Raw genomic sequence first — 15006 nt, 5'->3', positions numbered from 1 at the left:
TCAATACTATTTTGAAAATGATATGCATTTTCATTTGATTCGAGGTTCACTCCGCCACTCTCTTGTTCATGTTGTGCCTGCATCTGAGGCGGGGGGCGGTAAACGGAAGGAAGAAGTACGAGGTTACCGACTAATCAAGTGGATCGAAAATCGGTTGTTTGGATGCCCGAGCAAAGCTGCTTTTTCCATGGTCCCAACAGGTGAACCCCCGTCTCGGATTGCACAGCGCCGCCGACCGTAGCTGACAAAGCCTGTCCCCAAACACGTCGGCGTGTGAGTGCATACCACCCGCTGCGACACGAGTTCGATTGTTTCAGTCGAAAGGGGAAAGCCGAGAAGACGCCGCTGGCATGCGGGTCGGTGGGCTGAGAGTCGTGCCGGAACGGTGTACTGACGTGAGGTCGGACATATTGGTTCCATCCCCTTTCAGGGCACGCCCCAGGAACCCCACCGCCCGCGCAATGGCGCCCGTCAGACTGAACAGCACATGTCCTCCACCCTCGTAGATGAAGGCCTCGAACTCGGGAGGCTCGCGGCCCAAGGCCTCCATGGCACGGATCATCGAGTACGCCTGGGTGACGGCGACGGTCTCGTCGGAATCGCCATGGTGTAGCTGGACGGCCGGCAGGCCTTCGGCGAACAGGGCGGAGGAGCGGCGCACCAGCTCCAGGCGCAATTGAGCCATATCGATCTCGCCTCTCATGTAGGGCTGAACAAAGGTGGAGTCCATGAAGGCCACGCCCGTGAGCTTACGCGGACGCCCCAGGGCCGCCTCGCGCACGATTTGCCGCACCCAGTCGTCGAAGAAGTCGGTGGGACCGAAGAAGGCGACGATGTTCTCGATGCGCTCGTCGCGGATGCCGGCCAGCATGGCGACACCCGCTCCACGACTTGCGCCGATGATGCTCACACCTTCCGTCTTCGCCTGCGGAGTCAGCTCCAGAGCCACGCTCAGGAGCGCCAGGGCGTCGTCCACATCGTAGTCCCAGTGACTGCCGGGGCCGGTCGAAATCCACTCGCGATCGCCAAACTCAAGCCGTTCGCTGCGAAAAGAGGGAATTACGTAGACGAAGCGGTCCCGCAACTCGCCCAGGAAGTACCCGATGACATCGACATCGCCCACGTCGACACCGCTGTCGCCGCCGTGCAGGTACATTAGGACGGGCAGGGTGCCGGGTGCCGCGGAGTCGGGCGCAAGGATCGCTCCGTAGTGGCGCGCCTCCCCCACCTGGTGCGAAACCACGCGCAGGGTCGCCGGGGTGTCGTCCAGGGGATACGCCTCCGTGAATTCGACCGACACGTCAACCGGAGAAATGTCGCGCACGGCCCAGTCTGCGCGAACCGCCTCGATCTCCGCAGCGGTCGGCTCGGCAAAAATGTTGTCGAGCTCGGCCTCCAGGTCGATCGCGTCGACGTTGACAGCCGTGACAGCCAGGTCTGCGGCGATCATGAGCGTCTGGATGCCAGCCTCGGACCCCATGCTCCACTCCACCGCGACCTCGCCGTTCCGGTCCGTGGCCGCGGTCGAGGGATCTACCCGGCCGCTTCCCAGCGCTGGCAAGAAGTTCACGGTCACTCCGGAAACAGACTGCCCTGAGGTGTCGAGAACGCGAACGACTAGGGGCAAATCGAGGGTGCGCCCGGTGAACGCGCGTTGCCCCCCGCCGGCTACAACGCGGATCGCGGCCGCCGACTCTCCGAATACCGGATCGACCGGGACGTTGACCGGGTCACATCCCGTCAGGGTGGGCTGTCGGCCCGTTCCCGTCACCGTGATGGGGCAGGTCACCGCACTGGTGGACACCCCCGCCACCACCGGTGGGAAGGGATGGCCACCGTCGGAGGAGCCTTCGTCCGGGACCCGAATCGTCGGTAGTGCCGAGAGTGAAGGGATCCGCTTCCCGAACTGCAGCCCGAGCGGAGCGAAGGGAGAATCGTCCTCGCTTCTCAGGAACAGGAGCCCACGAAACTTCCCCAGAAACCCCGCATCGACTCCTTCCACGGCGAACCATTCCGGGAGCGTGCGCGCCTCCTGGTGGAAATCCCCCCAGAGGAGGAACCCACCGTTCAAGGGGTCGCTCCCCTCCTCGTCGCGTATGCGAAGCTCGAGGCGGGAAGCGGCCTCCGGCATGAGCACTGCGAATCCAGCGCCCACGCTCGTCGATTCCTCCACCAACAGAGCGAATTCGGTTCCCAGGTGAACGGGCTCGACGCCGACTTCGATTCCCGATTGGGCATGCCGATAGGTCAACAGCCCACTGACTTTGGGCGACTCGCTCTCGACCTGGATCCACCCTTGCCGAATGGCTCCTGAACCGGAGCTTTTCAGGACGTGACTGCCCAGCGACGGAATCTCCAAGGTTATATCGGAATCGAACAGATCCGGGACCGGCTGTGCGTTCGGATCGTAGACTGCCACCCGCACTTCGGCGGCGGCTCCCGGGTCGACGTTGCTGAGGACCAACTGCACCGACCATCCGCCTCCATCCACGTAATCCGGGAAGTACAGAATGGTCGTTCCCTGTTCCTGCGCTTGTCCGGCGATCGAGTCGTCCGCCGGGCGGCGGAGGTTCTCTGGCGGGGGGCCGCCAGTCAGCGCCGGCGACAGGGCGAAGAAGAGGCACAGGGCAAGAAACGAACTCAAGAATGAGCTAAGCAGAGGACTGATCATGAAGACTCCCGATCGAGCCTGCACCGAATGGGTACGGCGTGTCCTGAGGCCTGCGGCGGCGGATTCTCGAACCATTCCGCCCCTGTTTCCCAGAGTCTGGGACTTTGGACCTCAAGCGGACGGCGGGAACGCGGCCCTGCTTCCGGACCTCGAACAGGGTCCCGTATGTCCGGTGGGGCTTGCGGCTCCGATATTGAAATGCCCCCCCGCCGGAACCCAACCGCAAGGCTCAATCAGGAGACCGATTGTCGGGATGGCAATGATTCGGAACCGTACGCCCCTGTGAGTGAATTTCGGATTGAGCCCGCGGCCGACGATTATAATTTTCTGGATTTGTTGCCGGGTTGGACACCACGGATGGTAATATCGGTGAGAGCCGTTTGGGGGCAACTCTTTGCTGTAACTACCTTTGTATCCCTGCTTATGCCCCCGGTTGCCCCTGGCTGTCAAGAGACGCTTTTGAAATCGTCCAGACAGGTGACCATTGCACAATACTGATTGACAGCGACTACTTGATGGTGCTCTCAGGAATTCTCTGGGGAAAAATCTGGTAGCGCTAACGGGGATCGAACCCGTACTCTCTGCCTTGAGAGGGCAGCGTGTTAACCAATTACACCATAGCGCCACGCAGAGTTTTCTTTTACCACAGCCTCCACGCCATTTCAATGAATTCAGCCTGTCCTCCCCCGATCGGGGAGACAGCCGCGGGACGGAATAGTGACGACCCCAATCGGAAAAGCCGGTCCCTCCTCCACCGGACCGGCTGAGGCCATCATGGATAGAGCTGCCCTGGCCACTTCGGTCACGGCCGTGCCGGCTTCACGCATTCGCGAGATCGCCGACATTGCTTTTTCAATGGAGGGAGTACTGAAGCTCTATTTCGGTGAGTCGGACCAACCCACCCCCGACTACATCAAGGAGGCCGCAACCCGAGCGCTGGCGGAGGGATTCACCTTCTACACCGAAAATGCCGGACTGCCCAGCCTGCGAAAGGCACTGGCGGAAAAGTACCGGGAACTGCACCAGGTGGACCTGGACCCGGGCTCGGAGATTGTCATTACCAGCTCGGGAGTGCAGGCGCTCAATGTCGGCATTCGCTGTGCCCTGGACCCGGGGGACGAAGCCCTGCTGCTGACTCCGGCCTGGCCCAACGGTTCGGCCATTGTCCAGATGTTCAACGCCATACCCAGGCAAGTGCCGATGGTTTTAAAGGACTCCCGTTACGAGATCGACTTTGATCGGCTGCGGTCCTGCCTGAATCCGCGTACCCGGCTACTCCTCTATACCTCGCCTTCCAACCCGCTGGGGTGGGTGGCCTCCCGGCAGGACCAGGAGGCCCTGCTGGAGTTCTGCCGCCGTCACCGTCTCTGGCTCCTGGCCGACGAAGTCTACGAACGCCTCTATTACGGCGGCAACGTAGCCCCGTCCATTTTGCGCCTGTGTGACCGGGACGACGCCGTCGTCGTGGTGCAGTCTTTCTCCAAGACCTACTGCATGACCGGGTGGCGCCTGGGTTGGCTGGTGACCCGCCGGGATGCGGCCCGAAAGGCCACCGAACTGAACGAGTTCGTGGTCTCCCATGCTCCGGCCATGGCCCAGAAGGCGGGAGAAGTGGCTCTCCGGGACGGGGAATCGGAGTTGGATTCGATGCGAGAGCGGTTGCGGGACAACCTGGATTTTTGCCGGCTGGCTCTCGATGCCATGCCGGGCGTCACGCTTCCCGAACCGCTGGGAGCCTTTTATCTGTTTCCCCGAATCGAGGGGTTGTCGGACTCTTTCGACTTCTGCCGCAGGTTTCTGCTTGGAAAGCAAGTCGGATTTGCTCCCGGTGTGGCCTTCGGGGCCGGCGGGGAAGGATCGGTACGACTATGCTACGCGGCCGACCGGGACATCCTTCGGGAGGCCTTGGTGAGGTTTAAGACCTTTTTGGCGGAGGGCGGAGTTGCGGGGGCATCCTGAACCCGTCCAAGGGGCCCCGGGCCTCTTGTCAGGGCCGCAACCCCCTACCAGCGGTCAGGAACTCATGCAATCGAAAATTCGAGTCGGTATCGTAGGGGCGCAGTTCGCGGCCCGCTTTCACCTGGCCTGCTATCGGCAGGTGTTCGGCGTCCCGCTGGAGGTCGTGGGAGTCGTGTCCCGGTCCCGAAAAAGCGCCGAGGCTTTTGCCGGCGCCCACGGGCTCAACGCCTTCGACTCCCTGCAGAGCCTGTTGAGTGCGGCGGACGTGGTCGATGTCTGCGCGCCTGCCTATGTGCACGAAGCCGTGGCCGTGGAGGCCTTCAAATTCAACAAGCACGTCATCGTGGAAAAGCCGCTCACCGGCTACTTCGGGGCCGGACAGGACCCTTTCGATGCCCGCAGTTTTCCCAAGGAAACAATGATGCAGGAGGCCCTGGCAAGCTCGAGGCGGATGCGGGAGGCGGCCTCCCGATCGGGACGTCAGCTCATGTACGCGGAAAATTGGGTCTACGCACCCTCCGTTCAAAAAGAGCGGGAAATTTTGCACTCCACCAAGGGCCAGATCCTGTGGATGATGGGGGAGGAGTCCCACAGCGGATCGCACTCCGAAGCTTACGGGCACTGGTCCCGGGCCGGTGGAGGCTCCATCGTGGGCAAGGGGTGCCACCCGCTGACGGCGGCGCTCTATCTGAAGCGGGAGGAAGGTTTGGCCAGGCTGGGCCGACCCTTGCGCCCGCGCTCGGTCAGCGCCCGGGTCCACGAGATCACCCGCCTGGACACCTATCGGGATGCCGGACAGCTACGGACCGATTACCAGGATGTCGAGGACTACGGCCAGATGCATGTGGTCTTCGAGGACGGCATGGTGGCCGACATCTTCTCCAGCGAGATCGTCATGGGCGGGGTGCACAACTGGCTGGAAGTCATGGCCAACAACCATCGGACCCGTTGCAACATCAATCCGACCGATTCCGTAACCACCTACAATCCGCGGGAGGACCAGCTCCGGGATGTCTATATCGTGGAGAAAATAGGGACCAAGCAGGGTTGGAGCCGCCCGGCGCCGGACGAGGACTGGATGAGCGGCTATCCCCAAGAGTTGCAGGACTTCATGGAGTGCATCTTTACCGGGCGGGAACCGCAATCCGGTGGGGAGTTGGCTGAAGACACCCTGGCCGTGATGTACGCCTCCTACCTTTCGGCCGAGAGGCGCGGTCAGGAGGTCGAAGTACCCCTGGGTTGACCCGCCGTGACGGACCGCCCTTGTGCCTGGAACGGTGTGGCGCTGCATTGGTCATGGTAATGGACGGCGTCGGGTTCGCAGCCCGGCCCAGGAAGGGTAACCGTTGAACCCCGATCCATCTTCAATACCCCCGACGACGGCCTCTGCCCCCACCAAGCATACGCCCTTTTTCTTTCAGGGAATCGACTGGCGCACGGCGGCCCGCTACGCAGCTATCCTGGGTCTGCTGTCCAGCTTCAGCCAATGCCTTTCGGACCTGAACCTCCAGAAGAGCCAGGCGTGGCCCTGGTGGGAATTCCTGAGACTGTTCTGGCTCTATGCTCCCTGTGCCTTTATGGGGGCGGTCTTCGCCCTGAAGACCGGCCTGGAACCCTTCCTGGCCAACCGTCCCTCGGCCTGGCTCGGCAAGGGCCGGCAATTGATGATTTTCGGCGTAATTCCCGGAGTGGCCATCGCCCTTTCCTTTCACCGCATGTTCGCTCCCTTTCGCTTCAGTCCACGGATCCCGGCCTATTTGCGGGAGATGGACAGTTTCTATGACAGCTTTGTGCTTTCGCTGCGGGCTGCGGTGACGGAAGAAGTGGTCTTTCGCTTCTTCCTGTTGGCTGCCTTCTACTATATATTGACCCGAATGCTCCAGCCCCTGAGAGATCGGGGATGGACCCGCCTGGATTGGCTGGCGGTCCTGGGCTCGATTCTTCTGTCCGCCTGGCTGTTCGGCCTGATCCACGGCAGCTTCGGCTTCACCACGGCCTTTCTGGCGGGTGTCGTGTTCGGAGGCATCTTCTGGCGAGCGGGATTCGAATCCGCCCTGATCTCCCATTTTGTGGCCGACTTCATTTTTTTCAATCTCACCTACGTAGGCGAGTAACGCAGGGTCTCCTCAGGGGATCTTGCTGTCCACCATTAGCGCCTCATGCGGGATCCCAATATTCGAATCGAAGAGCTGACTTCGCCGGAGGACCTGCGTCAATGTGTCGAGATGCAGCGCGCCACCTGGGGCTGGAAGGACGAAGACCTGCTGCCCTTGAGAACGCTTTTGCTCCTCAACAAGATCGGAGGACTGGTTCTGGGAGCATTGGATCGTAACCAGCTGGTGATTGGATTCATCAACGCTTTCCCCGGTTTCCGGGAAGGGGAGGTTTATCTGCACTCACAGATGCTGGCGGTGCGGCAGGACTTCCGCCGGAAAGGCATCGGCAAGGCGCTCAAGCTGGCCCAGCGGGAGGAGGCCATTCGCCGGGGCTTCCAGCGCATCGAATGGACCTTCGATCCGTTCGAAATTCACAACGCTCATTTCAATCTGGAAGGTCTGGGAGTCATTTGCCGGCGGTACGTTGCCGACGCCTATGGCCCCAGCACCAGCTCTCTGCACGGCCGACTGCCCACCGATCGCCTGGTGGCCGAATGGCACCTCGCCAGCCAACGGGTTTGCTCCCGGGTCGAGAGCCGGGTGCACCGGGCAGAGAACCGGCTTCCGGCGACATCGTCGGTCGTGCATCTTCCAGCCGACATCGCTGATATCCGGGTTCGGGATCCTGACCGGGCAGCGGCCATTCAGCGGGATTTCAAACGACAGGCTACCGATCTGTTTGGCAAGGGCTATTGCGTCGCCGGCTTTGAATCAGCCTCTCCTCCCGGTGAGGTCAGCTATCATCTGGTCCCATTCCATACTCAGGTGCTGGCCTCATGATTCTCTCCTCCAGCTGGGTAATACCGGTCAGCTCTCCTCCCATTTGCGAGGGATCGGTTGTCCTGGATGGTGAGCGGATTCAGGATCTCGGTCCGACTGCCGAGATGCTCAGGAGCTACCCCGGCCAGGAAGTACGTGACTTCAGGGGCGCGGCGTTGCTGCCGGGCCTGGTCAACGTGCACTCCCACCTGGAGCTGACGATCCTGCGGGGTTACCTGGAGGATCTTGCCTTTTGGGACTGGATCCAGCGTCTCACTCGGACCAAGTACGAGTTGCTGACCCGAGAAGATCTCAGAATCTCGGCCCAGGCGGGTGTCTGCGAAGCCATTCGGTCCGGCGTCACCACCCTGGGAGACGCCATGGATCTGGGCACCAGCCTGGACGCTCTCTCCGCCAGCGGCTTGCGTGGAGTCCTTTACCAGGAGGTTTTTTCTCCCCGGCCGGAGGAAGCCAAGCAGCGCCTGGCGGAGCTCGAAGCAAAGCTGGCGAATCTGGAGGAACGGATCGGATCCGCGACTGCCGGGCGCAATGGCCCTGGCGGAGACCGTTCCGCCAGGATCAATCTGGGAGTTTCCCCCCATGCTCCCTACAGCGTGAGCGGAACTCTGTTTCGGAGAGTCCAACAGTGGGCAGCCTCCAGAGGCTTGCCGGTGTGCATTCATGTGGCCGAGTCCGAGGACGAAAGCCTCCTGATAGAGGAGGGGAGGGGACCGATGGCGGAAACCCTGCGCTCAAGGGGGATCCAGTGGTCGTCTCCGGAGTGCAGCCCGGTTCAGTACCTGCACCGTCTGGAGGTACTTTCCCCCGGAACCCTGCTGGTGCACTGTGTCCGACTGCGAGCCGCGGACTTCCCTATCCTGAAGCAGAGTGGAGTCGCGGTAGCCCACTGTCCCAAGTCCAATTGGAAATTGGGCCACGGATGGATGGACCTGGAGCAGGTCTTCCACGCCGGAATCCCGTTGGGATTGGGAAGCGACAGCGTGGCCAGCAACAACAGCATGGATCTGTTTGAAGAGATGCGCTTCAGTCTGTTCAATCCCTCCTGGTTTGGCCGGAGGGACGGGCCATTGGACGCCGGCGGCACCGGGGAGGTCTTTGCGGCCGAGACGGCACTGCACTTGGCAACTCTGGGGGGAGCCCGGGCCCTGGGTTTGTCCGGATCGACCGGGTCGCTGGAGACCGGCAAGCAAGCCGACCTGATCGCGGTGGATCTGAACGGAATTCATACCATGCCGGTGTATTCTCCCGTGACCGCAATCGTCCATTCTGCCAGATCTTCAGATGTGATCCTGACCATGGTGGGGGGAGAGGTGTTGTTTGAGAAGGGGACTGTGACAACCCTGGACGAGGCTGATTTGAAGAAGCATGTTGGAAGGATTCTGCAAAAAATGACGCCGGCCGGTCCGGCCTGAGAGCAACCCCTAGGGAAGGCGGCCGCCGGGTGCCCGGCGTTGGCTGTCCCGAGGAGACGCTCAAGACCGGATTGGTAGTTCGAAAAAAGTCCAGCGGCTGCGGTCGAGCTGTGGAAAAATTTAACAACCCCTTTGTAACCATTGGTTTATACCAATCACTCTTGAGTAATACTCCAAAAATTTGGGCTAAACTTCAACAAGAAAAAGACCTAAAAAAATTGGGTTAAATTCGTATTGCCTAAATGTCAATTTCGGAATATAGTGGCGCAGTTTTTCGCCTGCATTGCCGACCAGAGGCGGATATTCCAGGCCTCCAAACAATGCGCCTCCAGGTGCTGCAGACAGGCATTCCCATCCCTGCCCAGCGTGCCGGTTAGCAGTGGGGGTTCAGCCCCTCCGGAAAGGAACCAGCATGGAGAATTCGAAGTCGATGAGCGATCCCTGCTCGCAGCAGGATGCCGGAACAGCCGGCGCCCATCATACGCAGTTGCGTGACGCCATTATCAATCGCTTGGAACAGATTTCCGAACGCAGTCAGGAACAGGTCCTGGAGTACATCCAGGAACTGATAGACAAGGAAGAGCGACAGTTGGAATTCAGTCGCCGCCAGGGCAGACTCTATAGCTGGCCATTAGACGATGCCAGGGCTTAACCCGTGTTCTCACCGGGCACAGCATGGCCCGCGGAGCCCTGAACAACCGGCTCGAGCCGAACACTCCCCTCTTCGGTCTTTCCCCCAAGTATCCGGGCACCTTGCCCGATTTCAAGCTCCTCCGACTTCTCTCGTCTAATGTACTGGTCCAACCGTCAATGCCGCTGTTTGTTGGGGTCCTGCCTGGTCCTGTTGCTGCTCCTTGCCGGATGCGGGAAGAGACGGCTCCTGATCCCAGTTCCCGGATCTCCGGATCTAAGGGTGGAGCGTTCTGAAATCTACGGGATTGCTTCCTGGTACGGTGACCCCTTCCACGGGGAAAGGACCAGCAACGGGGAAGTCTACGACATGAATGCCATGACGGCGGCTCACCGGACCTTGCCCTTCCAGACCGTGGTTCGGGTGCACAATCTGGACAACGGCAAAAAGGTTCAGGTCCGCGTCAACGATCGCGGGCCCTTTGTCAAGGGCCGCATTGTCGATCTATCCCGGGCCGCTGCCCGAGAGATCGACATGGTCGGACCCGGAACGGCCAGAGTCCGCCTCGAAATCCTGAGAATCGAGGCTGTCAACGAGAGTTTGGCCATTCAAGTGGGTTCATTCATCCAAGGGTCCCGGGCTCACGCACTCAAGAAGAAATTGGAAAAGGACTACGACCCAGTGACTGTCAGCCTCTTCCGAACGTCCCGGGGAATGTTCCACAGGGTTCTGGCAGGCGACTTTCCGAGCCGGAGAAAAGCGAGAAAAGCGCTGGAAGAGCTCCGGTCCAAAGGCTTGGAAGGGTTCGTGACGCGACGGGACTAGCGGGCAGGTTGGCTTACTGCAGGATTTTGAAGGGCCGACTGTCCCTGCTCAGGAGGTCGTCCACCTGTTCGGCGGCATGATAGGAACTTCGCACCAGGGGCCCCGATTCCACGTGGGGAATTCCAAGCGCCTCCCCTTTCCTCTTGAGTTCGCGGAATTCCTCCGGTCGATAGTATTTCAACAGCGGCAGATGCTTCTTTGAAGGCCTCAGGTACTGCCCGATGGTCAGGATGTCCACGCCGGCCGAGCGCATGTCCTCCATGCCCTGCTCGATTTCGCAGAGTTCTTCCCCCAGACCCAACATGAATCCGGCCTTGGTCTTGATGGCCGGATCCCTCTCCTTGACATATTTCAGCAATTCCAACGAGTGGCCATAGGAGCCGCGGGGCTTCACCCTGGCAAACAGCCGGGGCACGGTATCCAGGTTGTGGGCCAGCACGTCCGGCCTAGCCTCGATGACCCGGTCGAGGTTGGCGGTGGTCTTTCTGAAGTCCGGGATCAGGACCTCCACCTTGGTGGTCGGACTGGTCTTTCGAATGTCGAGAATAGTCCGGGCAAAAACCTGCGACCCTTCATCTTCCAGGTCGTCCCGATCCACCGAGGTGATCACGGCGTGTCTGAGGTGGAGAGTGCGAACGGCCTCGGCTACTCGCAAGGGCTCGGCCAGGTCGTAGCCCACGGGTCTGCCGGTCTGGACCGCGCAGAAGCCGCAGCGTCGGGTGCAGATATTTCCCAGAATCATGAAGGTGGCGGTGCCGGCTTCCCAACACTCTCCGATATTGGGACAGTGCGCACTCTCGCAAACGGTATGAAGGGAGTGAGAGCGCACCAGCTTCTTGAGGCTGTGGTAGTTCTCTCCAGCGGGGAAACGAACTTTGAGCCAGGGCGGGTGTCTGGGGAAGCGAGTCTGAGCCTGTTCCATTGCGTGCGTCCCAATTGATTCCAATGGGTTCATTGGAATTATTGGGCAAGCAGGACACTATTGCAAGCTCCACTCCCCGCCAGCCAGGCGGATCATGCGAGGAAGAAACTGCCGATGGTTGTTGAAGACGAACCACGAATTGACACAAAGACCGACGGACCTCCTTTGCTGCGACGACGTCAGTGGATGAAGCCCACCCGGGAGCGCCTGCTCCCATAACTCCTGCTCCTCCAGGAGGCATGCGCCGGCTTGCCGGGCCGCAGCCCGGCCGATGCGGCACAGCTGTCACGCTTGGTGGCCCTTCGTCGTCCTTCGTGTCCCTTCGTGGACCGCTCTTTCTTGTTTGACTCAGGCGCGGTCAGTTGTAACAACTCCTCGATCAACAACCACAAATCCAAAATCTACAATCACTTATTCCTCAATCGTCACGATCCGCTTGAGGTCCGATTGACAGTTTCGCTCGGAAGGTGCTATATCTCGGACACTTGCCAGGCGCGGCCACAGCACACCGACCCTCTGGGCGACAAGGTTTGCCTGGGTGGCGAAATTGGTAGACGCAAAGGACTTAAAATCCTTCGGAGGTTTTCCTCCATACCGGTTCGACTCCGGTCCCGGGCACCATTTGTCCCATAGCATCGGTGGAGGGTGGCAAGGACCCTGCCGAGTTCCTGAATCATTGCCATGAAACGCGCGACAGAAAAAATCATCCTCTTAGCCCTGCTGGTGGCGGTTGGAGGATTGATCTACACCGCCTGGCAGTGGAGCGACGCCTCCCGGTCGGAAAGCTGTGGCGTTTGCGAGCGCCATCTGCATGCCGGCAGCCAGGTGGTTGCACTGCAGCAGGGGCGGAAGGAAGCGTTCTGTTGCCCCAGCTGCGCCGTTACCCTCGGCAGTCAGGCAGGACTGGCGGTCACCGTGGTCGAGCTCACCGACTTCGAGACCGGGTCCAGGATTGCTCCCGATGAAGCCTACGTGGTGCAGGGAAGCGACATCAATCTCTGCCAGCAACATCCCATGCTCACGGACTCACAAAAACAACCGGCCTCCATGCAATTCGACAGGTGCTCCCCCAGCGTCTTGGCATTCTCCAGCCAGCAGGCCGCCGAAACCTTCCGGCGGGAACATGGGGGCAGGCTGCTCCCCTTTAGCGCGCTGCCGCTGAATTGACCCCTTCAGAACTGCTGGTTTCGGCCCCGGTGGAAACCACCTGACCACGATCTGTCTCAGGACTCTTCATCGGGGTCATGCAGAGCCGTGAACTTTTCCCCCCTGGGCAGTCCCCGGCTTTTCCACATGGAATAGATCAGGGGTAGCACCAGCAGTACCACCAGGCCCGAAGTCATCACCCCGCCTACCAGGGGAGCCGCGATCCGCTTCATCATCTCGGCCCCGGCTTCCTGGCTCCACATGATCGGCATCAGCCCGATCACATCGGTGGCAATGGTCATCAGGATTGGCCGCAGCCGTTGCGTGGAACCGTTACCGATGGCCTGCAGGAGGCCGTTGCGATCCCGCCGGGGGGCGTCCAGTCGAAATTTCCGGTAGGCGCCTCTCAAGTAGAGCAGCAGGACCAGGGCCGTTTCCGCATAGAGCCCGGCCAGCGCAATGATCCCCACCCAGACAGCCACGCTCAGCTGGTAGTCCAGGAGGTAAAGCAGCCAGATGGCCCCGGTCAAGGCCAGCGGAGCTCCCAGCAAAACCATTCCGGTCTCCACCAGCGAACGGGTGTTGATATAGATCATGACAAAGATAAGGATCAGTGTGAGCGGAACGACCAGCAACAGTCGCCGCCGGGCCCGCTGCATGGACTCGAACTGCCCGCTCCAGGCGATGGTGTATCCCGGAGGCACTCGGACCGCTTGATTGACCCGCTGCCTGGCCTGCTCCACGTAGCCGCCGATGTCGACGTTTCGGATATCCACGTAGACCCAGGCATTGGGCTTGCCGTTTTCGCTCTTGATTCCCGAGGGGCCGCTCACGTAGCGGAATTTGCCCAGCTGTCCCAGGGGCACCGTTCGGCCGTTGGGCGCAGAAACAAGAGTGGCGCTCAAGGCGGGCAAGTTGTGCCGTAGCTCGCGGCTGTAGCGCAGATTGATCGGGTAACGTTCCAAACCCTCGACCGTCGTGGTGATATTCATGCCGCCGATGGCGGACTGGATGACCTCCTGTACGTCATCCACCTGAAGACCGTAGACCGCCAGGGCATTGCGGTCGATCCGGAAGTCCAGGTAGTTGCCTCCCATCACTCGCTCGGCATAAACGCTGGTCGTTCCCGGCACTCGACGAACGATCTGCTCCACCTCCTTGCCGAGGCGTTCCAACTCCCGCAAGTCGGGACCGGAAATCTTGACTCCCACCGGCGTCTTGATGCCGGTGGAGAGCATATCGATGCGGGTCTTGATCGGCATGGTCCAGGCATTGGTGAGCCCAGGCACCTGAATGGCCGCATCCATGGCTTCTATGAGCTTGTCCGGGGTCATGCCTTCCCTCCATTGGCTCTCGGGCTTGAGCATGATGGTGGTCTCGATCATGGAGAGCGGCGCTGGGTCGGTTGCGGTATCGGCTCGGCCCACCTTGCCGAACACCCGGTCGACCTCGGGGAAGCTCTTGATGATCCTGTCGGTCTGCTGCAGGACCTCGCGCGCCTTGGTGATGGAGATGCCGGGCAGGGTGGTGGGCATGTAGAGGAGGTCACCTTCCCAGAGCGGCGGCATGAATTCGGAGCCCAGTTGAGCGAACGGCTGCAGGCTTACCACCATCAGCAGCAACGCCAACACCAACACCAGCCACTTGAAACGAAAGGCGAAGCCGAGCAGCGGGCGATAAAGCGCAGTCGTCCAGCGCTGAAGAAGATTCTTTTTCTCGGGCCGGAGGCTGCCGCCGATGCAAAATCCCACCAGCACCGGGACCAAGGTCACGGTCAGAAGCGCCGCCGCGGCCATGGCGTAGGTCTTGGTAAAGGCCAGCGGCTTGAAAAGCCGCCCTTCCTGCTCCTCCAGGGTAAAGACTGGCAGAAATGAAACGGTAATGATCAGCAGTGAAAAAAACAGCGACGGACCCACTTCCTTGCAGGCATCGCCGACAATTTGCCAGTGAGGATCCTTTCCGGCCCGTTCCCGCAATCGTCCGTGAACGGCGTCGGCCAGCACGATTCCCGAATCGACCATGGTTCCGATGGCTACGGCAATTCCCCCCAGGGACATGATGTTGACTGTCAGACCCTGAAGGTTGAGGACGATGAAGGCCATCAGGATTCCCACCGGCAGGGTGGCGACGATCACCAGAGCGCTGCGGACATGGGCAAGAAAGACCAGCGTCACCAGACCCACGATCATCAACTGCCTGGTGAGGCTCCTGGCCAAGCCGGAAACGGATCTTTCGATCAGGGCCGAGCGGTCGTAGGCCACCTCGATCTCGACGCCTTCAGGAAGGCCCGGCCTTACCTGTTCGAGCTTGGCCTTGACGTCCTGAACCACCTGGTAGGCATCCGCGCCGTACCGCACTACCACGATGCCGCCCACTGTTTCGCCCTCGCCGTTCCAGTCGGCTAGTCCCCGGCGCATTTCGGGACCCATCGACACCCTGGCCAGGTCGCCCAGCAGGATGGGGGCTCCATTGCTGCCTACCCCCAGCACGATCCTGCGGATATC

Annotated in this window: 10 protein-coding genes, 2 tRNA genes and 1 pseudogene; 9 read left to right on the top strand and 4 right to left on the bottom strand. The window is 60.8% G+C overall.

Features of this window, described 5'->3' with window-relative positions; genetic code table 11:
• Window positions 1-313 precede the first annotated feature (313 nt).
• Window positions 314-2746 carry a hypothetical protein gene (locus tag OXI69_11280; protein ID MDE2666723.1) on the bottom strand — a complete coding sequence of 811 codons (2433 nt, stop codon included), beginning with the start codon at window positions 2744-2746 and terminating at the stop codon, window positions 314-316.
• A gap of 473 nt (window positions 2747-3219) precedes the next feature.
• A tRNA-Glu gene (locus OXI69_11275) sits at window positions 3220-3296 on the bottom strand.
• A gap of 149 nt (window positions 3297-3445) precedes the next feature.
• On the opposite strand from OXI69_11275, the gene OXI69_11270 reads away from it, so the two are divergent.
• The 7 genes and pseudogenes from OXI69_11270 (at window position 3446) to OXI69_11240 (ending at window position 10434) form a co-directional block, all read left to right on the top strand.
• A complete protein-coding gene (locus OXI69_11270) occupies window positions 3446-4630 on the top strand; it encodes a pyridoxal phosphate-dependent aminotransferase (protein ID MDE2666722.1) in 1185 nt (394 codons plus the stop codon).
• A 64-nt stretch (window positions 4631-4694) separates the two neighbouring features.
• Entirely contained in the window at window positions 4695-5873 is a 1179-nt protein-coding gene (locus OXI69_11265) for a Gfo/Idh/MocA family oxidoreductase (GenBank protein MDE2666721.1), read from the top strand.
• Between the two features lie 103 nt (window positions 5874-5976).
• A complete protein-coding gene (locus OXI69_11260; protein MDE2666720.1) occupies window positions 5977-6744 on the top strand; it encodes a CPBP family intramembrane metalloprotease in 768 nt (255 codons plus the stop codon).
• A 45-nt stretch (window positions 6745-6789) separates the two neighbouring features.
• The gene (locus OXI69_11255) at window positions 6790-7566 is read left to right on the top strand and encodes a GNAT family N-acetyltransferase (protein MDE2666719.1); all 777 of its coding nucleotides are present in this window, start codon (window positions 6790-6792) and stop codon (window positions 7564-7566) included.
• On the top strand, window positions 7563-8978 hold the full coding sequence (locus tag OXI69_11250; protein ID MDE2666718.1) for an amidohydrolase family protein: 1416 nt from the start codon (window positions 7563-7565) through the stop codon (window positions 8976-8978). Before OXI69_11255 ends, OXI69_11250 begins: the two co-directional genes overlap by 4 nt.
• 412 nt (window positions 8979-9390) lie before the next feature.
• Complete coding sequence (locus OXI69_11245; GenBank protein ID MDE2666717.1) at window positions 9391-9630, top strand: hypothetical protein; 240 nt, start codon at window positions 9391-9393, stop codon at window positions 9628-9630.
• A 276-nt stretch (window positions 9631-9906) separates the two neighbouring features.
• Window positions 9907-10434, top strand: a pseudogene (locus OXI69_11240) (septal ring lytic transglycosylase RlpA family protein).
• Window positions 10435-10447: 13 nt separating this feature from the next.
• Here the strand turns inward: OXI69_11240 and lipA are convergent.
• A complete protein-coding gene (lipA, locus tag OXI69_11235; GenBank protein ID MDE2666716.1) occupies window positions 10448-11356 on the bottom strand; it encodes a lipoyl synthase in 909 nt (302 codons plus the stop codon).
• A gap of 532 nt (window positions 11357-11888) precedes the next feature.
• Here lipA and OXI69_11230 point away from each other — a divergent pair.
• Window positions 11889-11977 (top strand) — tRNA-Leu (locus OXI69_11230).
• Between the two features lie 60 nt (window positions 11978-12037).
• On the top strand, window positions 12038-12523 hold the full coding sequence (locus tag OXI69_11225; GenBank protein MDE2666715.1) for a nitrous oxide reductase accessory protein NosL: 486 nt from the start codon (window positions 12038-12040) through the stop codon (window positions 12521-12523).
• 56 nt (window positions 12524-12579) lie between these two features.
• Here the strand turns inward: OXI69_11225 and OXI69_11220 are convergent.
• The coding region (locus OXI69_11220; GenBank protein MDE2666714.1) for a CusA/CzcA family heavy metal efflux RND transporter at window positions 12580-15006 on the bottom strand (2427 nt) is incomplete at its 5' end.

It is taken from the genome of Acidobacteriota bacterium (genome assembly GCA_028875575.1).
Lineage (GTDB): Bacteria > Acidobacteriota > Terriglobia > Versatilivoradales > Versatilivoraceae > Versatilivorator.
This window is presented reverse-complemented; position numbering and strand designations above follow the sequence as displayed.